Source organism: Bradyrhizobium genosp. SA-3, assembly GCF_004212635.1.
Classification (GTDB): domain Bacteria; phylum Pseudomonadota; class Alphaproteobacteria; order Rhizobiales; family Xanthobacteraceae; genus Bradyrhizobium.
In genome coordinates this window covers 1-20,352 of record NZ_PSRT01000059.1, presented here as the reverse complement: position 1 = coordinate 20,352, position 20,352 = coordinate 1, and the positions used below count along the sequence as shown (strand labels likewise).

General features: G+C 64.1%; 18 protein-coding genes, 1 tRNA gene and 1 pseudogene. 11 read left to right on the top strand and 9 right to left on the bottom strand.

What is annotated here, in order from left to right:
- The first annotated feature begins 131 nt into the window (after positions 1–131).
- Positions 132–1,352, top strand: coding sequence for a ubiquinone biosynthesis hydroxylase (locus CWO91_RS21360; RefSeq protein ID WP_130216023.1), 1,221 nt, complete (start codon positions 132–134; stop codon positions 1,350–1,352).
- A gap of 227 nt (positions 1,353–1,579) precedes the next feature.
- On the opposite strand, the gene CWO91_RS21355 is transcribed toward CWO91_RS21360, so the two are convergent.
- Together CWO91_RS21355 and CWO91_RS21350 are read right to left on the bottom strand one after the other, a co-directional pair.
- Positions 1,580–1,777, bottom strand: a complete 198-nt coding sequence (locus tag CWO91_RS21355) for a Trm112 family protein (protein WP_028133418.1) — start codon at positions 1,775–1,777, stop codon at positions 1,580–1,582.
- Positions 1,778–1,900: 123 nt separating this feature from the next.
- The gene (locus CWO91_RS21350) at positions 1,901–2,431 is read right to left on the bottom strand and encodes a TetR/AcrR family transcriptional regulator (protein ID WP_165405603.1); all 531 of its coding nucleotides are present in this window, start codon (positions 2,429–2,431) and stop codon (positions 1,901–1,903) included.
- A 108-nt stretch (positions 2,432–2,539) separates the two neighbouring features.
- On the opposite strand from CWO91_RS21350, the gene CWO91_RS21345 reads away from it, so the two are divergent.
- The 4 genes from CWO91_RS21345 (at position 2,540) to CWO91_RS21330 (ending at position 6,722) form a co-directional block, all read left to right on the top strand.
- On the top strand, positions 2,540–2,890 hold the full coding sequence (locus CWO91_RS21345; RefSeq protein WP_130216019.1) for a hypothetical protein: 351 nt from the start codon (positions 2,540–2,542) through the stop codon (positions 2,888–2,890).
- A gap of 209 nt (positions 2,891–3,099) precedes the next feature.
- Positions 3,100–3,378: a PepSY domain-containing protein gene (locus tag CWO91_RS21340; protein WP_130216017.1), complete on the top strand. Its 279-nt coding sequence runs from the start codon at positions 3,100–3,102 to the stop codon at positions 3,376–3,378.
- Positions 3,379–3,427: 49 nt separating this feature from the next.
- Complete coding sequence (locus tag CWO91_RS21335; RefSeq protein ID WP_130216063.1) at positions 3,428–4,018, top strand: cytochrome b/b6 domain-containing protein; 591 nt, start codon at positions 3,428–3,430, stop codon at positions 4,016–4,018.
- A gap of 202 nt (positions 4,019–4,220) precedes the next feature.
- The gene (locus CWO91_RS21330; RefSeq protein WP_130216015.1) at positions 4,221–6,722 is read left to right on the top strand and encodes an EAL domain-containing protein; all 2,502 of its coding nucleotides are present in this window, start codon (positions 4,221–4,223) and stop codon (positions 6,720–6,722) included.
- Between the two features lie 12 nt (positions 6,723–6,734).
- Here CWO91_RS21330 and CWO91_RS21325 read toward each other — a convergent pair whose 3' ends face one another.
- Positions 6,735–7,412: an LON peptidase substrate-binding domain-containing protein gene (locus tag CWO91_RS21325; protein WP_130216013.1), complete on the bottom strand. Its 678-nt coding sequence runs from the start codon at positions 7,410–7,412 to the stop codon at positions 6,735–6,737.
- 32 nt (positions 7,413–7,444) lie between these two features.
- Positions 7,445–8,368 (bottom strand): thioredoxin, encoded by a 924-nt coding sequence (gene trxA, locus CWO91_RS21320; protein WP_130216011.1) that lies wholly within the window; start codon positions 8,366–8,368, stop codon positions 7,445–7,447.
- 272 nt (positions 8,369–8,640) lie between these two features.
- On the opposite strand from trxA, the gene CWO91_RS21315 reads away from it, so the two are divergent.
- The 4 genes and pseudogenes from CWO91_RS21315 (at position 8,641) to CWO91_RS21295 (ending at position 12,219) form a co-directional block, all read left to right on the top strand.
- Positions 8,641–8,715, top strand: a tRNA-Gly gene (locus CWO91_RS21315).
- Between the two features lie 76 nt (positions 8,716–8,791).
- A pseudogene (locus CWO91_RS21310) lies at positions 8,792–9,777 on the top strand (NAD-dependent epimerase/dehydratase family protein).
- Positions 9,778–10,158: 381 nt separating this feature from the next.
- On the top strand, positions 10,159–11,439 hold the full coding sequence (locus CWO91_RS21300) for a PQQ-dependent sugar dehydrogenase (protein WP_130216009.1): 1,281 nt from the start codon (positions 10,159–10,161) through the stop codon (positions 11,437–11,439).
- Between the two features lie 186 nt (positions 11,440–11,625).
- Entirely contained in the window at positions 11,626–12,219 is a 594-nt protein-coding gene (locus CWO91_RS21295; protein ID WP_130215999.1) for a c-type cytochrome, read from the top strand.
- A 205-nt stretch (positions 12,220–12,424) separates the two neighbouring features.
- Here CWO91_RS21295 and panE read toward each other — a convergent pair whose 3' ends face one another.
- From panE to CWO91_RS21275, 4 genes are all read right to left on the bottom strand, one after another.
- Entirely contained in the window at positions 12,425–13,348 is a 924-nt protein-coding gene (gene panE / locus CWO91_RS21290; protein WP_130215997.1) for a 2-dehydropantoate 2-reductase, read from the bottom strand.
- A 92-nt stretch (positions 13,349–13,440) separates the two neighbouring features.
- Positions 13,441–14,049: a 2-hydroxychromene-2-carboxylate isomerase gene (locus CWO91_RS21285; RefSeq protein ID WP_130215995.1), complete on the bottom strand. Its 609-nt coding sequence runs from the start codon at positions 14,047–14,049 to the stop codon at positions 13,441–13,443.
- A 95-nt stretch (positions 14,050–14,144) separates the two neighbouring features.
- Entirely contained in the window at positions 14,145–15,494 is a 1,350-nt protein-coding gene (locus tag CWO91_RS21280) for an MATE family efflux transporter (protein WP_245471325.1), read from the bottom strand.
- Between the two features lie 84 nt (positions 15,495–15,578).
- Positions 15,579–16,163 carry a DUF2239 family protein gene (locus tag CWO91_RS21275; protein ID WP_165405602.1) on the bottom strand — a complete coding sequence of 195 codons (585 nt, stop codon included), beginning with the start codon at positions 16,161–16,163 and terminating at the stop codon, positions 15,579–15,581.
- A 161-nt stretch (positions 16,164–16,324) separates the two neighbouring features.
- Between CWO91_RS21275 and CWO91_RS21270 the strand changes: the two genes are divergently transcribed.
- Entirely contained in the window at positions 16,325–16,990 is a 666-nt protein-coding gene (locus CWO91_RS21270; protein WP_130215990.1) for a glutathione S-transferase family protein, read from the top strand.
- Positions 16,991–17,065: 75 nt separating this feature from the next.
- On the opposite strand, the gene ggt is transcribed toward CWO91_RS21270, so the two are convergent.
- Entirely contained in the window at positions 17,066–18,817 is a 1,752-nt protein-coding gene (gene ggt / locus CWO91_RS21265; RefSeq protein ID WP_130215988.1) for a gamma-glutamyltransferase, read from the bottom strand.
- A 101-nt stretch (positions 18,818–18,918) separates the two neighbouring features.
- On the opposite strand from ggt, the gene CWO91_RS21260 reads away from it, so the two are divergent.
- Entirely contained in the window at positions 18,919–20,304 is a 1,386-nt protein-coding gene (locus tag CWO91_RS21260; RefSeq protein ID WP_130215986.1) for an MFS transporter, read from the top strand.
- The last annotated feature ends 48 nt before the right edge of the window (positions 20,305–20,352 follow it).

Here is a 20,352-nt window from a genome sequence, read left to right as displayed (position 1 = left end):
AGCTTTCTTGCCGTCATTTCCGGATTGAAGCTCCGGAATGACATTCGGGCCGTTCCGCCCTTGTTTCACCGCACTGTTTCGCCCACCTCAAGTCTGCTAGCAAGTCCAGGAATTGGCCGGGAAAGTCGGGTATGTCGGTACAGGGTAGCATTGTCATTGGCGGCGGCGCGTTTGCAGGGCTGGCGCTGGCGCTGGCGCTGCGCCAGGGGCTCGGGCCCGAGATTCCCGTCATCGTCGCCGATCCCGCGCTCAGCATGCGTCCGAGCCGCGACCCGCGCGCCACCGCGATCGTGGCCGCCTGCCGCCGCCTGTTCGAGGCGATCGGCGCCTGGGACGATGTCCGGGGCGAGGTGCAGCCGATCCTGGACATGGTCGTCACCGATTCCAAGCTGGAGGACGCTACGCGCCCGGTGTTCCTGAATTTCGCCGGCGATGTCGCGCCGGGCGAGCCCTTTGCGCATATGGTCGAGAACCGCCGCCTGATCGATGCGCTGGTGGCGCGCGCCGAGGCCGAGGGCATCGATCTCCGCGCCACCACTGTCGCGTCCTACGACGCGCGTTCCGAGGGCATCGACGTGACGCTCGGCGATGGTAGCGTGATCGCGGCGAGCCTGCTGGTCGCCGCCGATGGCGCCAGATCCAGGCTGCGTGAGCGCGCCGGCATCGCCACCCATGGCTGGGAGTATGACCAGTCCGGCATCGTCGTCACCGTCGGCCACGAGCGCGATCACGAGGGCCGCGCCGAAGAGCACTTTCTGCCCGCCGGCCCGTTCGCGATCCTGCCGCTATCCGGCAGGCGGTCATCGCTGGTGTGGACCGAGCGCCGCAGCGAGGCCGCGCGCATCATCGCGCTCAGTGACGAGGAGTTCCACGCTGAACTCGAGCAGCGCTTTGGTCTGCATCTCGGCGAGGTCAAGGCGCTCGACAAGCCGCGCGCATTCCCACTGTGCTATTTCGTTGCGCGCTCCTTCATCGCCGAGCGCCTGGCGCTGGTCGGCGATGCCGCCCATGTCATCCATCCGATCGCGGGCCAGGGCCTCAACATGGGGCTGAAGGATGTCGCCGCGCTGGCCGAGGTGGTCGTCGATGCCGCGCGGCTCGGCATGGATCTCGGCGGCGCCGACGTGCTGGACCGTTACCAGCGCTGGCGCCGGTTCGACACCATGGCGATGGGCGTTGCCACCAACTCGCTGAACTTCCTGTTCTCCAACCAGTCGACGCTGCTGCGCACGGTGCGCGACATCGGCCTCGGCCTCGTCGACCGCGCCCCGCCGCTGAAGAATCTTTTCATCCGCCAGGCCGCCGGGCTCATGGGCGAGGTGCCGCGGCTATTGAAGGGCGAGGCGCTGTAGGCAGACGTTTCAAGAGCGTCTCGCGCCCCCTCTCTCCTCGTCGTCCCGGACAAGCGCGCTCCGAGCGCGCGCAGATCCGGGACCCATACGCCGCAGCAATAATTTTGCGAAGACTTGGAGTTACCCAGTTTCGCGTCATAACCTCTCTCCGTGGTTATGGGTCCCGGCCTTCGCCGGGACGACACCGAGAGTGTGGCGCCATATTGCGCTCCACCGGCTACAAAACTTTAATCGATCTTGCGCGCCTCTTCCGGCAGCATGATCGGGATGCCGTCGCGGATCGGATAAGCGAGCTTGGCGCTGCGCGAGATCAGCTCCTGCCGCGCGGCGTCGAACTCCAGCGGGCCCTTGGTCAGCGGGCAGACCAGAATCTCCAGCAGTTTCGGATCGACGCTGGCTTCGGGACGTTCGGTGGGCGCGTTCATGGGTGGTCTCCGGCAGTCGGCTGCCTCTAGCACAGAAATTCGCATCCGCCCATCGCGGCTGCCAAGGCGTTTTCCAGTGAAGTGGGTACCGGTTCGCGGAAAGAAACGCGTCAGAATAAGAATTTAAGCGGACATCATCCGCAAGAGCTCGTCGAGCAGGTCCTGGAGCCGCGCCGGCGGCACCGGCGCGCCCGACAAGGCGAAGCCGAGAAAGGTCCAGTACAGGATCTGCGAGCGCGCCTGCGCCATCGCCGGGTCGAGCCCCCGCTTCTTCAGCAGCGCCTCGATATAGTCGAGCCTGCGGCGGTCGATCGCACGGACCGCGCCTTGCGCGGCCGCGTCGAACGCCGCCCAGTTGCGCACGGCGCGCTCGAGGTCGAGCCGCGCGCCGAAGGATCTTCGCAACAGCGCTGTCAGCGGCTCGTCACTGCCAGCCTCGACATCGGCAATGATCTGCTCCGCCGCGATCTCGCGCCAGCGTTTCAGCAAGGCCGCGTGGAAGGCGCCGAGATCGGCAAAATGCCAATAGAAGCTGCCGCGCGATACGCCCATGGCCTTGGCGAGCGGCTCGGCCTTCAGCGCCGTGAAGCCGCTTCTGGCGAGCGCCTTGAGCCCCACCTTGATCCAGTCGTCGGCGGAGAGCTGTTCGGTCATGTCGGGTTCCCAGGGCCTGACCATACACTAGTGTATTGACAGGTCACCGCGCCCGGGTCCATACCATACACGACTGTATGGACAACTGATGGATCGGGAGTTTCCGTCATGCGCGACCTTCTGCTGCAATGCTCCGGCGCCGCCGCGGTCGTACTGGCGCTGATCCATGGTATGCTCGGCGAGACCAAAGTGTTCGCTCGCGCCACGATCGAACCGCTGCGCCTTCGTACGCTGATCCGCTTGGTGTGGCAGGCCGGCACGGTGGCGTGGATCGGTGGCGGCGTGCTGCTGCTCGCCGCGCCCTGGATGCAGTCGAACCTGGCCCGGCACTGGATCATCGTGACGCTCGCCGTCGTGTTCGGCTTCGCGGCACTCGCCAATGCCTTCGCGACGCGCGGCCGCCACTTTGGCTGGGTCGGCATGGGCACTGTGGTGGCGCTTGCGGTTGCCGGCTACTAGCGGCCCCCGCGTTTTGGCCCATGAGGCGTAAGGCCGCAGCGGCGCTTCAAATGCGCGCTGCATACGGAGAGCGCTGATCTTTTGGCGACCATTAGAACGAATCTAAGACCGGTCACCCTCGAACCGGATTGACTTCACCTTCGCCTTTGCTTCCTTCGGCTGCGCTTCGCGCTGAGCACACAGCGCACACGACAGAGAAGGAGACGTTCGTGAAGGTCATTCGTGTTGTTGCCATTGCGCTGACGATCGGGATTGGTACGGGATCGGCGGCCATGGCCGACGGTTTCAAGGACTGCACCAAGCTCGACAAGGCGTCGTGGAAGCCGGCCAGCGAAGCCGAAGCCAAGGCCAAGGCGCTGGGCTACGAGGTGCGGCGCTCCAAGATCGAAGGCTCGTGCTATGAGGTCTACGGCGTCAAGGAAGGCAAGCTCTACGAGCTGTTCTACAGCCCCGAAGACCTCAGCCTGAAGCACACGATTGCCAAGTAAGCTGCGCAAGTAAACTGCGGCAAGTGAGCCCCAAAGCGAAACGGGCTTGATGGAAGAAGCGGCGCGACAAACGCGCGGGGCGTCCGACAGGACCCCCGCGAATCGAATCGTTTCGCGGACGGTCGCGGTCTGGGATCTCCCGCTGCGCCTCTGGCATTGGCTGCTTGCGATCTCAGTTCTGATGGCGTGGTTCACGCCGACCGTCTATGACGGCCTTCACCGCATCGTCGGCTATGCGGTCATCGGCCTGCTCGCCTTTCGTCTGCTCTGGGGCTTGATGGGAAGCCGCTATTCGCGCTTCCGGATGGTCGGCGTCAGGTTGCGCGCCGCACCACACTATCTCTGGAATCTGCGCCGCGGCATCACCGGCCGCTATATCGGGCTCAACCCCGCCGGCACCTTGATGCTGGTAGCGCTGCTGGTCTCGCTCGCGGTATCGACCATCACGGGCGTGATGTCGGTGACCGTCACCTTTTTCGGCGTCTGGTGGGTCGAGGATGCCCACCATTATTCATCGGACGCGGTCATCGTCCTGGTCGTGCTGCACGTGCTCGGCGTGGTGCTGATGGGGATTCTCCAGCGCGAGAACCTGATCCGCGCGATGTTCACCGGACGCAAGCGCATCCGCAATCGCCTCTAGGATTAACTTGCCATCGTTGCACGCGTTATTTCCTCGGCTTGGGCGCGATTGCGGTAGGACGCATGCGCAATGCTCGGCAAAATTGAATTGCGCCGGAAGCATTAACGCGCTGGTAAGCATGCAATCAGGCGTTGCACAAAATTAACGCGAACGACGTTTAGCCCGACCACCATCGACACTATTGGCGATGGAGCGATATTGGATGTTCCGCGTTTTGTCTTGCCTTACCGTCGAGCATGACTTCCGGCTCGTCGTGCTCGCTGGCCTGGTCTGCTTCGTCGCGAGTATTGTTGCAGTCAGTATCTTCCATCGTGCGATCGCGGCGCATGCAAGAACGCGGCTGATCTGGATCGCGATTGCCGGCGCCGCCATCGGATACGGAATCTGGGCGACGCATTTCGTCGCCATGCTCGCCTACGAGCCCGGCGTTACGACCGGCTACGGAATCGTGCTGACGGCACTTTCGCTTGCGACGGCAATGCTGCTGACCTCGGGGGGCTTCGGCGTTGCGGTCGGCGATTCCGGCCGGTGGCGCGCGGGGGCCGGCGGCGTCATCATCGGCGGCGGCATTGCCAGCATGCACTATCTCGGAATGTGGGCACTTGAAGTGCCGGGCCGCGTCGCCTGGTCGCTGGACCTCGTATTCGTCTCGATCCTTCTGGGCATGTGCCTCGGCTATGCCGCCCTGGTCGTCGCGATCAAGTATCAGAACTACCGGGGCACGCTCGCAGCGGCGGTCCTGCTGACGCTCGCCATCGTATCGCATCACTTCACGGCCATGGGTGCCGTGCAGATCACGCCGGATCCAACGCGTGCGACGGGCGCCCTGTCGCTTTCTCCGGCCGTGCTCGCGCTGGCTATCGCCGGTGTCGCGCTGTCTGTGCTGGGCATGAGCCTGATCGGCGTGCTGGCCGATCGTCGCCTGGCAAGCAGAACCGCCAAGTTCGAGGAGATCATCAGCCAGCTTTCGGATGCCCGGCAGCAGCTGGAAGGCTCGCAGAAAGAATTGCAGGAACAGAAGCTCAGGTTGGACACGGCCATCGACCACATGGTCGAGGGCCTTTGCATGTTCGATGCGGAGAAGCGGCTTGTCGTGTGCAACGAGCGCTATGCCCGACTGTATCGGTTGCCGCCGGAACTGCTGCGGACGGGGACATCGCACACCGACATCATCAGGCATCGTATTGTGAAGGGAATCCTCAAGGGCGATTCCAGCGAGGGTGCTGCCGAGCAATTCATCTCGAAATTGGCGGCTTTGCCGTTCGATGCAGTCTCGAGCAGGATCGACGAGTTTGCGGATGGTCGGCTGATCCGCGTGACGCGACAGCCGATGGCCGGCGGCGGATGGGTGGCCACGCATCTCGATGTTACCGAGCAACGCCGGTCCGAGGCCAAGATCACTCATATGGCGCAACACGACGCGCTGACCGATCTGCCAAATCGCGTGCTGCTCAGGGAACGGATGGAGCATGCCATTGCGGTTACGCGCAACGGCGGCCTCGATCTGGCCGTGCTCATGCTCGACCTCGATCGCTTCAAGGAAGTCAACGACACGCTTGGACATCCGGCGGGCGATTCCCTGCTGCGCGCCGTCGCTGCGCGTCTGCGCGAATGCACCTCGGAAACCGCGTTGATTGCCCGACTGGGCGGCGACGAGTTCGCGGTGATCGATTACGTGACCAACCCGGCCGTGGAGGCCGCCGCCCTTGCCGAGAACATCAGAAAGGCGCTTTGCGAACCCTTCGATCTCGGCGATCACCGGGTCACGGTGGGCACCAGCATCGGCATTGCCATCGCGCCGCGCGATGGCAACGATTCCGACGTGATCATGAAGAGCGCGGATCTCGCGCTCTACTCGGCCAAGAGTGGCGGACGCGGTGCATTCCGTTTCTTCGAGCCGGAACTCGACGAGCTCATGCATGCGCGACGCAACCTGGAGCGCGACATGGTGGATGCGCTTGCCGGCCGTCAATTCGAGCTTCACTACCAGCCGTTCGTCAGCGCTGCCACCGGCAAGACCATCGGCTTCGAGGCCTTGCTACGCTGGCATCACCCGCAGCGAGGCCTGGTCCTGCCGAGCGAATTCATTCCGCTTGCGGAGGAGACCGGCTTGATCGTGCCGCTGGGAGAATGGGTCTTGAGGACCGCCTGCGCGGAAGCTGCCAAATGGCCTGCATATGTCAGGATCGCAATCAACCTGTCTCCCGCCCAATTCAGGAGCACGGAGCTTGTTCCGGTCATTGTCGGCGCGCTGGCGAGTTCAGGAGTTGCGCCGCACAGGCTCGAGCTCGAGGTCACCGAGACCGTGATCATGCATGATAGCGAGGCTGTTTTTGCAGTCCTCGCTCAGCTGCGCGAGCTCGGCGTGCGAATCGCCCTGGACGATTTCGGCACTGGCTATTCATCGCTGAGCTTTCTGCAAAGATTCCCGTTCGACAAGGTCAAGATCGACCGCAGTTTCGTCAACGAACTATCCAGCGCAAGGGCAGAGGCGCACCATCTGGCGCGAGCAGTGGTTCGTTTCGCAGTCAGCCTCGGCAAGACGACGACCGCCGAAGGCGTCGAAACGAAGGAGCAGCTGGATATCCTCCGTGAAGAGGGGTGCGCCGAAACGCAAGGCTACTATTTCAGCCGGCCGATGCCTGCGTCCGACGTCGCTCGAATGCTGCGGGAAGGCTCCGGAGCGGCCATCCGCGCTGCGTGAGCATTCAGGCCGTTACTGCAGCGGCGGATCGCCGCTGGTGCGCCTCTTGGCAAGGTCCATCTCGGTGACCGCGATCAGGATCTCGGCGCGGGTCTTCAGGTCCGGCGCTTCCAGCATGGCCTGCTTCTCCGCGGGTCCATAGGGCGACATCATCGCCAGCGCGTTGACCAGTGCCTCGTTGGGGGCGCTCTCGACGCCCTCCCAATCGACCTTGAGGTTGTTGGCCTTCAGGAAGTCCGCCAGCACCGCCAGCAGCGCTTCGCGATCGACCTGGTCCTCGCCCATGCGCGCGGTGAAATCGTCGACGAAGGCGAAGAAATCCACCTTGCACTGCCGGTAGGCGGTCAGCACGTCGAGCTCCTCGACCACCTTGAAGCGTGAGACGCCGGTGAGCTCGAGGATGTAGCGGCCATCGCCGGATTCGGCGAGCTGGGTGATGCGGCCGACGCAGCCGACGCGGAACAGCGCCGGCTTGTCCGAATCCTTCGGCGAGTGCGCCACATCAGGCTGGATCATGCCGATCAGGCGATGGCCGTCGCGCAAGGCATCGTCGACCATCGAAAGGTAACGCGGCTCGAAGATGTTCAGCGGCATCTGGCCGCGGGGCAGCAGCAGCGCGCCCGGCAGCGGAAATACCGGAATGATCTCCGGCAGGTCGGCGGGCCCGCGATATTCGATGTTGATCGGCATCTGCCCGGTCCCCCTGGCGTTGCCAGCACGCCCTACGAAAACAGGATCGTCGACAAACGTTTGCGTCCCTCGACGGTTGCATCATCCGTGCCGCCCCAGGCCTCGAAGAACTGCACCAGCTGCTTGCGGGCGCCGTCGTCGTTCCACTTGCGGTCGCGCTTGATGATCTCGAGCAACTGCTCGGTGGCGGCCGCGCGATTGCCTTGCGCATTGAGCGCGGTGGCGAGATCGAATCGTGCCTGATGATCGAGCGGGTTTGCGGCGACTTTCTGTTCCAGCTCGGCCACCGGCCCCAGCGCTTCAGCCTGCTCGGCGAGGTCGATCGTGGTCTGCACGGCTTTCACAGCGGGATCGTTGCGCTTGGATTCCGGCACCATGGCCAGCGTCTGCTTGGCCTGCTCCATCGCGCCGGAGACCGCGTAGCACTTCGCAAGGCCCGCAAGCGCCGCGATGTTGGTCGAATCATGCTGCAGCGCCTCGGCATAGATCTGCGCTGCCGCAGCCGTGTCGCCCTCGGCGAGCACGGCCTCGGCCTCCTGCACGATCTCGGCGACGTTGACCTCGCCCGGCGCGGTCACGCCCTTGGTCAGTCGCTCGATGAAGGCATTGACCTGGCTCTCCGGCACCGCTCCCATGAAGCCGTCGGCCGGCTGGCCGTTGACGAAGGCGATCACGGCCGGGATCGACTGGATGCCCATCTGGCCCGGAATCGCCGGGTGCTGGTCGATGTTCATCTTGACCAGCTTGACCTTACCCTTGGCCGCCTTGACTGCCTTTTCCAGGACCGGGGTGAGCTGCTTGCAGGGGCCGCACCACTCCGCCCAGAAATCGATCAGCACCGGCTGGCGCTTCGATTCCTCGATGACGTCCTTCACGAAGGTCTGGGTGGTGGTGTCCTTGATCAGATCGGCGGCGGCCGGGCCCGCCGCTCCGTTACCCTGGTCGATGATCGTCACGGGATCCCCTCGTCATGTCTGGAATGGCGGCTGTTTAGCACGTCGTCGATGCAGATGCGCGTCGTCGGCTCCTAAATTGGGCCGGGACGGCCGAATTTCAATCCGTTGCGGCCGATTCGCCGGTTCCGGGGCAGTTTCGGGCGATTTGGTCGCATTCAGGGTCCATATCGGGCCTCCGATTGCGAATCTATGCCGCCGGTAGCTGTTGCATTCCCCTCCCGCTTTTGGCATACGACAGCCGTTGCCGGCGCGTCACGCGACCGACACAGGATGCGGGTGTAGCTCAGTGGTAGAGCACGACCTTGCCAAGGTCGGGGTCGAGGGTTCGAGCCCCTTCGCCCGCTCCATTTTTTCCCAGAGCATCCAGCTAAACCGAGTCGGGCCGTGGTTTTCCACGCCACTGGCGGCTGTATTGGGTCCCAAATGACAATCCTAGTCACGGGCAGCGCAGGCCACCTCGGGGAGGCCATCCTCCGGACGCTGCGGGGGCGCGGCTCGCCCGCGCGCGGGATAGATTTGAAGGCATCGCCTTTCACCGATGCCGTCGGCTCGATCGTCGACCCAGCCTTCGTCCAGCGCCAGATGGACGGCGTCACCGCGGTGATCCACACCGCGACGCTGCACAAGCCGCATGTGGCGACCCACGGCAAGCAGGATTTCGTCGACACCAACCTCACCGGCACGCTCAATCTGCTCGAGGCGCCGCGGCCACCGGCGTGAAGAGTTTTGTCTTCACCAGCACCACCAGCGCGTTCGGCTCGCAGCTCAGGCCGGAAGCGGGACAGGCCGCCGTGTGGGTTACCGAGGACCTGCCGCCGGTGCCGAAGAACATCTACGGCACGACCAAGCTGATGGCCGAGAACCTCTGCGAGCTGTTCTTTCGCGAGCGTGCCCTGCCGGTCGTCATCTTGCGGACCTCGCGCTTCTTTCCGGAAGCCGATGACGATCTGGCGATGCGATCGGCGTACACGACCGAGAACGCGCAGGCCAACGAGCTGCTCTATCGCCGGCTGGATATCGCGGACGCGGTGAGCGCCCACCTGCTTGCCGCCGAGCGCGCGCCCAGAATCGGGTTTGCCCGCTACATCGTCTCGGCCACGAGCCCGTTCGAGCAACGCCATCTCGCGGCGCTCGCGCGCGATGCCGCCAGTGTCGTGCGCGAGCTCTATCCGGATTGTGCGCAGCTTTATGCGGGGCGCGGCTGGCGCCTCTTCCCCGAGATCGACCGCATCTATGTCAATGAACGCGCGCGGCGTGAGCTGGGCTGGCGGCCCGAATTCGACTTCGCGCATGTGCTGCGCAGCCTGCATGGTGACCGCGATTTTCGCAGCACGCTGGCGCGCGAGATCGGATCGAAAGGCTATCATGACACGGTGTTCGACGATGGGCCCTATCCCGTCGCCTCGTGAGCGCCGCGATTGCTATCTTGCTCGACGCTTCAAATGTCTGTCCGGCGTCACCGAGAACAAGCCGGCCTGAGCCGTTCTACTGTGCATGGGGTTGTTTTCGCATTTTTTGTAGGTCTTACCCTCATGCCGCCTGCGAACGATCCACGCGCCATTTGATTCCGCGCTGCAGCGAGAGCGTTGTCGTCGCGGCGTTCGCTGCTCATTGACGATCCGTCTCAATTTTCACGGAGCGCAACCGCGGTGCACGCGGCGCGCTTCTCACCGTTCGCAGATGTGCTAACCTTTTTTGCGTCTGTCGTCCGACGGACCCAAAACTTCGCCTCTCGACTAGCAAAATAAAACAACGTGCAGCCCTGACGGCTGCCTTAGGGGAGTGACGCGATGAAATTCCATAAATCCGTCTTTCAATCCGTCCTGGCGCTTGCAGCGGTTGCCCTTCTCGCGGGGACCAGCGCTGGCAACGCGCAACAGCAGGACAAGAATCGGACGCTGAAGAAATACGAATCCGGCACCAAGGAGTTCTGGACCCATCCGCCGGACGACTGGTTCCTCGGCGACGAGACCGAGGCACAGAAGGGCCTGGCGCCGCCATCGGGTCCGCCGACCGGCGCGTCGGAGTCCGAGCTCGCGGCGATGATGAAGAAGATCAAGCTGCCGCCGGGCTTCAAGATCGAGGTCTACGCCTCCGGCGTGCTCGCCGCGCGGCAAATGGCCTGGGGTGACAAGGGCACGTTGTTCGTCGGCTCGTTCGGCCTCGGCAACGTCTATGCCATCAAGGACAACAACGGAAAGAAGGAGGTCAAGACCGTCCTCAAGGGGCTCAACATGCCCACCGGTCTCGCCTTCAAGGATGGCGCGCTCTATGTCATCGCCGTCGACAAGCTGATCCGCTACGACGACGCCGAAGCTAATCTCGACAAGCTCGGCGACGGCAAGGTCGTCTATGACGACATGCCGTCCTATGCCGCGCATGGCTGGAAATACATCTCGGTCGACAAGGATGGTTGGTTCTTCCTGCCGTTCGGGCCGCCCTTCAATATCGGCATCCCGCCGACCAGCGTCGCACAGATCCGGCGCGTCGATCCCAAGACCGGCAATGCCGAGATCTGGGCGCTCGGCGTCCGCAACTCCGTCGGCGGCGACGTCGATCCGCGCACCGGCAAGTACTGGTTCACCGAGAATGCCCGCGACTGGATCAGCGATGATCTGCCCTCGGACAAGCTGAACATGATCAACAAGATCGGCGAGCATTTCGGCTATCCCTATTGCCACCAGGGTAATTTGCCCGATGACAAGTTTGCGATGGGCCACAAGTGCTCCGAGTTCACGCCGCCGGTGCTGAATCTCGGCGCGCATGTCGCTCCGCTCGGCATGAAGTTCTACACCGGCGACCAATTCCCCGCCGATTACAAGAACAACATCCTGATCGCCGAGCACGGCTCCTGGAATCGCCACAAGTATCAGGGCGCGCGCATCGTGCGCGTGATCGTCGGGCCCGACGGCAAGAACCCCAAGCAGGAGATCTTCGCCTCCGGCTGGCTCGAGGGTGACCAGGGCTATCTCGGCCGTCCCGCCGACATCATTCTCGCCAAGGACGGCTCGATCCTCGTCGCCGACGACTGGGCCGGCGCGATCTATCGCATCAGCTACAGCAAGAAGTAGCGCGACGTAACGGGAAGGCTGCGACCGGGCGACGGTCGCAGCCTCTTTCATTCTCAAAGTCCCATGCCGTCGTTCCGGATTGCGCGCGACTTGAGCGCAAGTCCGGAACCCATACCCACGAGCGGGGGTTATGGATTCCGGGCTCGTGCCCCCGAATGACGAACTCGACAGAACGGAATCTCCATCATGCGCCGGAAGTTCACCTCGCAGGCAATCAGCGCGATTGCGCTCCTGACGCTCGGCGCCCTTCCAGTAGGCGCCGCCGACAACTCCGCGATCAAGGAGAAGGCGGCGGCCTGCGCCGGCTGCCACGGCGAGAACGGCATCTCGCAGACCGAGAACATCCCCTCGCTGGCCGGTCAGCCCGATCAATTCCTGCAATGGCAGCTGGTGTTCTTCCGTGCCGGCTCGCGCAAGAACGATCAGATGCAGCCGATCGTCGAGGAGATCAACAACGAGGACATCCGCAATTTCGGCGCCTATTTCTCGCAGCTGGCGCCGCCGAAGGGATCGGAGGATGGGGATCCGGACCTGTCGAAAAAGGGCGCGCAGGTGGCCACCGGCCGCCGCTGCGCCTCATGCCATACCGACAGCTATGCCGGTACCAAGGCGGTCGCGCGGCTCGCGGGTCAACGCGAGGAATATCTGGTCAAGGCGCTGCACGACTATAAAGCGGGCCAGCGCGTCGGCGGCGGCGTCGCCGCGATGGCCGATGTCGCCTATCACATGAGCGATGAGGAAATCACCGCCGTCTCGCACTATCTTGCGCATCTGAAATAGCTGGGGCTGTTGCGGCAAACTCCACAGTCGTCCCGGACAAGCGCGCCTCAAGCGCGCGTCAATCCGGGACCCATAGCCACAAGATCGCGTTTTGCGAAGACTCGTAGCTTCCGTCTCGCGCAACAACCACTTGCTGTGGTTATGGGTCCCGGATCAGCGATCACTTCGTTCGTTTGTCCGGGACGACAGTTGAGTATGAGGCCCCCTACCCCGCCCGCTGCTTCTCATACGCCTTCAGATGCGTATAGGCGATGCGCAGCTTCGGCACCGGCACCTTGGCAGCATCGCCGCGTGCGATGAGATCGCCGATGACGTGATCGGCTTCGACCGGCAGGCCCGCCTTGATGTCGCGGAACATGGATGCCGTCATCGGCGAGCCCTCGGTGGTCAGATTGCCCTTCACCCGCTCGAAGAATGGTCCGCCAGGTGCGTAGCCCGACGCCGCGGCGATCGCGCTGGTCTCGTCCAGCATGCCGAGCAGAAAATCCCTGCCGCCGGGGGCGGCGAGAATGTTGCCGACGGAGGTGCGCATCAGGCTGGTGGATGCGGCGAGCGTCGCGAGGAACACCCACTTCTCCCACATGTCCTGCATGATGTTCTGGCTGGCGGAGGCGCCATTGATGCCGCTCCTGAAGGCCTCGTCGATCGCCTTGACGCGGTCCGACAGCTTGCCGTCGCGCTCGCCGTAATTGATCGATTGCATCGGCTGCAGCTGCACCACCTCGCGCTTTTCGTTCAGCGTCGCGGCGATGGCGCAAAGTCCGCCCAGCACGCGCTCGGCGCCGAATCTCTGGTCGAGGACGTCGAGATGCCTCATGCCGTTGAGCATGGGGATGATCGCAGTGTTCGGCCCTACGGCGGCCGCGAACGACTTGATGGCGTCGTCGAGGTCGAACGCCTTGCAGCTGAGCAGCACGACGTCGAATTTTTCCGCGAGCTTGTCCGCTTGCACGGTCGGCGGGTCCTTCAGCGTCACATCGCCATTCGGGCTCTTGATGACGAGACCGGCGCTCGCGAGCTCGCTGGCGCGGCGCGGCCGGACCAGGAAGGTGACGTCGCGGCCGGCCTGCAACAGCCTGCCACCAAAATAGCCGCCGATGGCGCCGGCGCCGACCACGAGGATACGCATGGGGATTGTCCTTGTTGTTTCTTCTTTGCCGTCGTCCTGGCTTTCGCCAGGACGACGCGAGGAGCTTGCCAGCTTTCAAAGCAATACGGAAATCACTTCCCCAGCACCATCTCCTCGACCTCGCGCAGCTGCTCCTTGCCGAAGAACATCTCATTGCCGACGAAGAAGGTCGGCGAGCCGAACGCGCCGCGCGCCACCGCCTCTTCGGTATTTTTGATCAGTCTGCCTTTCACCTCGGGTTCCTGCGCGCGGGCGAACAGCTTTTGCGCATCGAGGCCGGATGACGCCAGCGCCTTCGCCACGATCTCGGGATCATCCATCTTCTTCGGCTCGCGCCACATGTGGTGGAAGGCCGCCTCGACATAGGCCTCGAACACGCCCTCGAGCTGCGCCGCGATCGCCGCGCGCATCAGGTTCAGCGTGTTGACGGGGAAGAATGGATTCATGACGTAGGGCTGGACCTTGAAGCGCTTGATGAAGCGCTCGGTCTCGATCGCGTGGAATTCGCGCTTGTTCTTGATGCCGGCGAGCGTCTCGGCTGGCGACTTGTTGTTGGTCGCCTTGAAGATGCCGCCGAGCAGAATCGGCACATATTCGAACTTGACGCCGATGCGTTGCTCGATCGCCGGGATCGCCAGATGGCTGAGATAGGCGTTCGGGCTACCGAAATCGAACAGGAATTGCGGGGTTGTGCGGGTCAAATTCGATCTCCCTGGCGGCGGTTTTCATCCATTTTGGCGCAGGCCGCGCCACAGGTCCACCGTTTAATGATGATCATAATACCTTGATGATTCCGTCAGATCAGCCGCCGGATCGCCTGCTTGCGCCACACCAGGAGGTAATAGCCCATCTGCAAAACGAACATGGCGCAGAACACGATCGGATAGGCGGCCCATACGCCCTCAAGGCCAATCGTGCGGCTCAGGATCATCGCAGACGGCAACTCGATCGCGACAATGGCGAAGATCGCCAGCAGCATCGGCGTCAAGGCGACGCCGGCGGCGCGCATGGCGCCCGAAAACACCGTGGCGAGGCCAAACGGCACCGAGCTCCACAAGGCGATGTAAAGCAGTTGCTTCGCCAGATCGAGCACGGCGCCGTCGGTGATGAAGATGCCGAGCACGGCGCGCGGTACGAGATAGATCAGCGCCACCAGCCCGCCGGTCAGCACGAGGTTGAACGCAAGGCCGGTGCGCACGATGCCGTCGAGTCGCGCCCTGTCGCCGCCGCCAATCGCCTGCGCACCGAGGATCGAGACCGCGATCGAAATCGACATTGCCGTGAACTGGGTGTAGCCCATCACCTGATTGACGGCGCCGTACGCGGCCGTGGCGTTTGAGCCGAAGCCGTTGACGAGCCCAAGCAGCACCAGCTCGGCAATCGCCATCACCACCATGCCAACTGCGCTCGGCAGTCCGATGCCGAGGATTTTTCCGAGCACGGCGCCGTTGAGCCGCAGATGACGCAGCAGTGCCGCGTCCGGTGCCAGCGCGTGCTTATTCCAGAGCAGATAGACGGCCAACACGATCAGCGTCAGCGCGTTAGCAATCGCAGCTGACCATGCCGGACTGGTGATGCCCGCCGTCGGCAATCCAAAGGCGCCGCGGATCAGCAGCGGCGTCAGGATCAGGCCGATCGCGGTCGATAACGCCAGTGCGAGGAGTGGCGTCACGGTGTCGCCGACACCGCGGATCATCGCGGTCATCAGCAGGAAGACGAAGCCGAGCGGCATCGTGAGTAGCATGATGCGGGCATAGGCGCTGGCCTGGTCGAGGATATCAGCGGGCGTCGCGAGCATGACCATCAATGGCCGGCTGAAGATCCCGCCAGCGAGTGCAACCGTTGCCGAGAGCGTTAGGCCGATCGCGAGCGTCGTGCCGACGACGAGCTTGATCCGGCCGTGCTCGCCCGCGCCAAAGGCCTGGCCGATCAGCACGGTGGCGCCGGTGCTGAGGCCCATGACGAAGGCGAACAGAAAGAACATCACCGGGAAGAAGGCCGAGACCGCAGCGAGCGCGTCGATGCCGATCATATGGCCGAGATAGACGTTGCTGACGGTGCCGAACAGCGATTGCAGCGCGTTGCTCAGCATCAGCGGTGCGAGGAAGCGAAGAAACGTCGTCCAGAGAGGCGCGGGTGCGGACATGGATTTGCCTTTCATCAGGGCGTGCGAAGCCGTTGCCGCGCGATGCGCGGCTCGGCCGTTGATGGGGTGAATGCTGCGCGCGCCTTAAGCGCGGTCGCTGTAGGCGAGCTTGACGATGTGGTCGCGGATGTCGGTCGGCCAGTCGGCGATCAGCCCGGTGAAGCGCCGCCGGTCATCCGCGAACAGCGCGCGCGAGGCTTCCTCGAACTGCGGCAGGTTGCCGGCCATGGTCGACATGAAGTGATAGGCTGCATCGCGCGCCTGCCGCTCGCGGTCCTTGTCGCCGCTGGCGCGTCTGGCCTCATCGACCAGCTTGCGCAACGCGACCGAAGCGCCGCCGGCTTGCGCGTTGAGCCACTCCCAGTGCCGCGGCAGCAAAGTCACTTCGCGCGCGACCACGCCGAGCTTCGGCCGGCCGCGCCCGCGCGGCTCGCCCGGCGATTCGGTCACCTCGGTTGACGGTGGCGGAGCAAACTTGGCCAGCCGCGCCAGCACCTCGTGATCCTCGCCGCGCAGGTCGAAATCGATCGACCGGCCCGTCCCGTCGTCGAAAATGATAATCGGCTGGTCCGGCTGCGGTGATGCCCGCTTGACCGCGAGCGCGACGTCGCCCGCCGCTCCCGAGGCCAGCCGGCGCTGGCCGATGAAGGCTGTGAAGGTGGTTTGCATCGGAATCATTGCCAGATTGATCGCGTTGGCAGTTTAATACCCGGGTAAATTTATGGCGTCAATATACCCGGGTGAAAATATCCGCACCGATGGCTCGACATTGTGTCCCTGGGCTGGCACCAACGGCGCAACCGACCAAAGCCAAGCTGGGGACCTGCGCGATGCTGACCGTTCACCACCTCAACAATTCCCGCTCGCAGCGCGTGCTGTGGCTGCTCGAGGAGTTGGGCGTGCCCTATGAGATCGTGCGCTATCAGCGCCAGCCGGATATGCGTGCGCCGAAGGAGCTGCGCGCCATCCATCCGCTCGGCAAGTCGCCTGTCATCACCGACAACGGCAACACCATCGCCGAGTCTGGCGCGATCATCGAGTATCTCATCGCCACCTACGGCAGCGGCCGGCTGATCCCGCCGCCGAACACGCCGGAACGTCTGCGCTACACCTATTGGCTGCACTATGCGGAAGGGTCAGCGATGCAGCCGCTGCTCTTGAAGCTGCTGTTTACGCTGATGCCGAAGCGCGCGCCGGCGCTGCTCCGCCCGCTGGTGCGCAAGGTCTGCAACCAGGCGCTGACCGCGCTGGTCAATCCGCAGCTCAAGCAGCACATGGATTATTGGGAAGGCGAGCTCGGCAAGAGTGAGTGGTTCGCGGGCAGCGAGTTCACCGCCGCCGACATCCAGATGAGCTTTCCACTGGAAGCAGCCCAAGCGCGCGGCGGGCTGGAGCAGGGCCACCCCAAGGCGATGGCGTTCCTGGAGCGCATTCATGTGCGGCCGGCGTATGCGCGCGCGCTCGAAAAGGGCGGGCCTTATCAGGTCGGCCGGTAAGGTACTTTCAGCGAGATCCCGGTCCGGCTCTGCGAGCCGACCAGCCCGCGCTGCCGTGCCATGCAAACGACGGGGTTACTGTCCCGCTGCTTCTGCGCCTCGCGTGCGTGGGTCTGGCGCGCCGAGCGGCCCGTTCGCCGTGACCAGAATCGAATTGGCCGATGTCTGTCCCATCGGCTCGACGATGAGGTGGCCCATCGCCTTCAGCTCGGACAGGACATCGCTGGGAAAGCCGCTCTCGACGCGCACCTCGTCCGGTAACCATTGATGATGCAGCCGCGGTGTAGCAACGGCAGCAGCCACGTCCATCTTGTAGTCGAGGACGTTCACGATCACCTGGAGCACGGTCGAGATGATGCGGCTGCCACCGGGCGAGCCCGTCACCAGGACCGGCTTGCCGCCCCTGAGCACGATGGTCGGTGACATCGACGACAGCGGCCGCTTGCCCGGTCCGGGCAGATTGGCCTCGAAGCCGACGAGGCCATAGGCATTGGAAGCGCCCACCGCCGCGGTGAAGTCGTCGAGCTCGTTGTTAAGCAGCACGCCGGTGCCGTCGGCAACGAGACCGACGCCATAGCTGAAGTTCAGCGTATAGGTGTTGCTGACGGCATTGCCGCGGCCGTCGACGACGGAAAAATGCGTGGTGTTGCTGCCTTCGCGCGGCGCGGCAGCAGCGGAAACGAGCTCTTTCGAAGGCGTGGCGCGATCGGCGGAGATGCCCGCGCGCAGCTTGGCCGCGTAGTCCTTGGCGGTCAGCGTCTCGATCGGTGCGTTGACGAAGGCGGGATCGCCGAGATAGCGCGCACGGTCCGCATAGGCGCGCTTCATGGCCTCGATCAGGAGATGCAGCGATGCGGGCGATCCTTGCTTCAAGTCCGCGAGCTGAAAGCCTTCGAGGATGTTGAGCGTCTCCACCAGCACCACGCCGCCGGATGAGGGCAGCGGCATCGATACGATGTCGTAGCCGCGATAGCTGCCGCGCACCGGCGCACGGATCACCGCCTGATAGGCCTTCAGGTCGGCTGGCGTCATGATGCCGCCGGCATCAGAGACGGCCTTGGCGAGCTTTTCCGCAACTGGCCCCTCATAGAAGCCGCGCGGTCCCTGTGCGGCGACGGCTGACAGCGTTGCGGCGAGATCGGCTTGCACCAGCCTGTCGCCCTCGCCAAGTGGCGTGCCATCGGGACGCGAGAAGATTTTGGCCGAGGAAGGCCAGCGCGCCAGCCGCCGGTGCCAGCTCGGCAGCGTATCGGCGATATCGTCGCTGACGACAAAGCCGCCGCGGGCGAGCGCGATTGCCGGTTCGAGCAGTTGCGCCAGCGTGAACTGGCCCGAGCCGTATTTTTCCAATGCGAGGGCGAGACCTGCGACGGTGCCGGGCACGCCGACGCCGAGCGCGGAATCGCGGGACTTCGTCGCGTCAGGCTTGCCATCGGGTCCTAGGAAAACTTGCGGCGTGGTCGCAGCTGGCGCGGTCTCGCGATAGTCGATCGTGATGTCTTCATTGCGATCAGCGGAATGGATCACCATGAAGCCGCCGCCGCCGATATTACCGGCGCGCGGATAGGTCACGGCTATCGCAAAGCCGGTGGCGACCGCGGCATCGACGGCATTGCCGCCACGTCGCAGGATGTCGGCACCGACCTGCGCGGAGATCTTCTCCTGCGCCACCACCATGCCGTGCTCGGCAGCGACGGCACGCACGGTGTCGCGCGCGGGCGGGACATAGCCCCGCCGCGCATCCTGAGCCGTCGCGGGGGCGAGACCAAGCGCTAAAGCGGCTACGACGGCGAAAAATGCCCGCCGTGTCGAATATGACGATATCATCAAAATTCCCGTTGCGCCCCCGGGCCAGTTCACACGCGTCACGGCAATGCTATACGGTTTGCCCCGAGAGAGGCAAAACTGTTCGTGATGAGGACTGCGTGATGACGACGATCGCCCCGGATGTGCGCATGGCCGGCGTGCCGCGGACCTATCCGCCGCGCGCCGCCGTCGTCAGCTGGATCTTCTTCGATTGGGCCGCGCAGCCTTATTTCACGTTGATCACGACCTTCGTGTTCGCGCCCTATTTCGCGACCGGCATCGCGCCAAATCCCGCTACCGGCCAATCGCTGTGGGGCTTTGCGATGGCGGCCGCGGGTCTTGCGATCGCGTTGTTGTCGCCGGTGCTCGGGGCGATCGCGGATGCTTCGGGCCGCAGGAAACCATGGATCGCAGGTTTCGGCACGGTGCTGGTGTTGGCGTCCTGCACGCTGTGGATCGGCAAGCCCGGCGATTACGCCATCATTCCGCCGCTGCTCGCCGCCGTCGCGCTTGCCAGCGTCGGTGCGGAATTCGCCACCGTCTTCAACAACGCGATGATGCCGACCCTGGTGCCGCCAGAGCGCATCGGGCGGCTGTCCGGCACCGGCTGGGCAACAGGTTACATTGGCGGCATCGTCAGCCTGATCATCGTGCTCGGCCTGCTCGCCGCCAATCCCGAGACCGGCCGCACGCTGCTCGGCCTCACGCCGCTCTTCGGGCTCGATCCCGTCACTCATCAGGGCGACCGTGCCGCCGGGCCGTTGACCGGACTGTGGTTCATCATCTTCGTGACGCCGATGTTCCTGTTCACGCCGGATTATCCCGCGAAGCTGCCGGTGCGCGAAGCGCTGCGCGAAGGGCTGTGGGAGCTGAAGCAATCGATCAAGAGTCTGCCGCACCAGAAATCTCTTGCGGCGTTCCTGCTCGCCAACATGATCTATACCGATGGTCTGGTGTCCTTGTTCGCGTTCGGTGGCATCTATGCCGCCGGCACCTTCGGCTGGCACACGATCCAGATCGGCACGTTCGGCATCATGCTCGCGATCGCTGGTGCGTTTGGCGCGTGGCTTGGCGGCAAGCTCGACGATCATCTCGGCCCGAAGCGCGTGATCGCCGGCAGCCTGCTGATCCTGCTGCTGTCGGTGGCGGCGATCCTGCTGGTCGACAAGGACAGTGTGTTGTTCGTCAAGGTCGCGGCCCCCCAGCCGGGCGCTCCGCTGTTCTCAAGCGCCGCGGAGCGCGCCTATCTGGTGCTGGGCTGTCTCATCGGCGCGGCCGGCGGCCCGCTCCAGGCCGCTTCACGCACGCTGTTGATCCGTCTCGCACCAAAGGATCGCATCGCGCAGTATTTCGGCCTGTTCGCATTGACCGGGAAGGTGACGTCCTTCATCGGCCCTTTGTTGATCGGCATGATCACCGCGGCGACGGCGAGCCAGAAAGCCGGTATGGCCGTGCTGGTGGTGTTCTTCGTCGCGGGGCTGGGGCTGCTGATGCGGGTGCGGGAGTAGCCGCAACTCGCCGTCACTCCGGGGCGCGCGGAGCGCGAGCCCGGAATC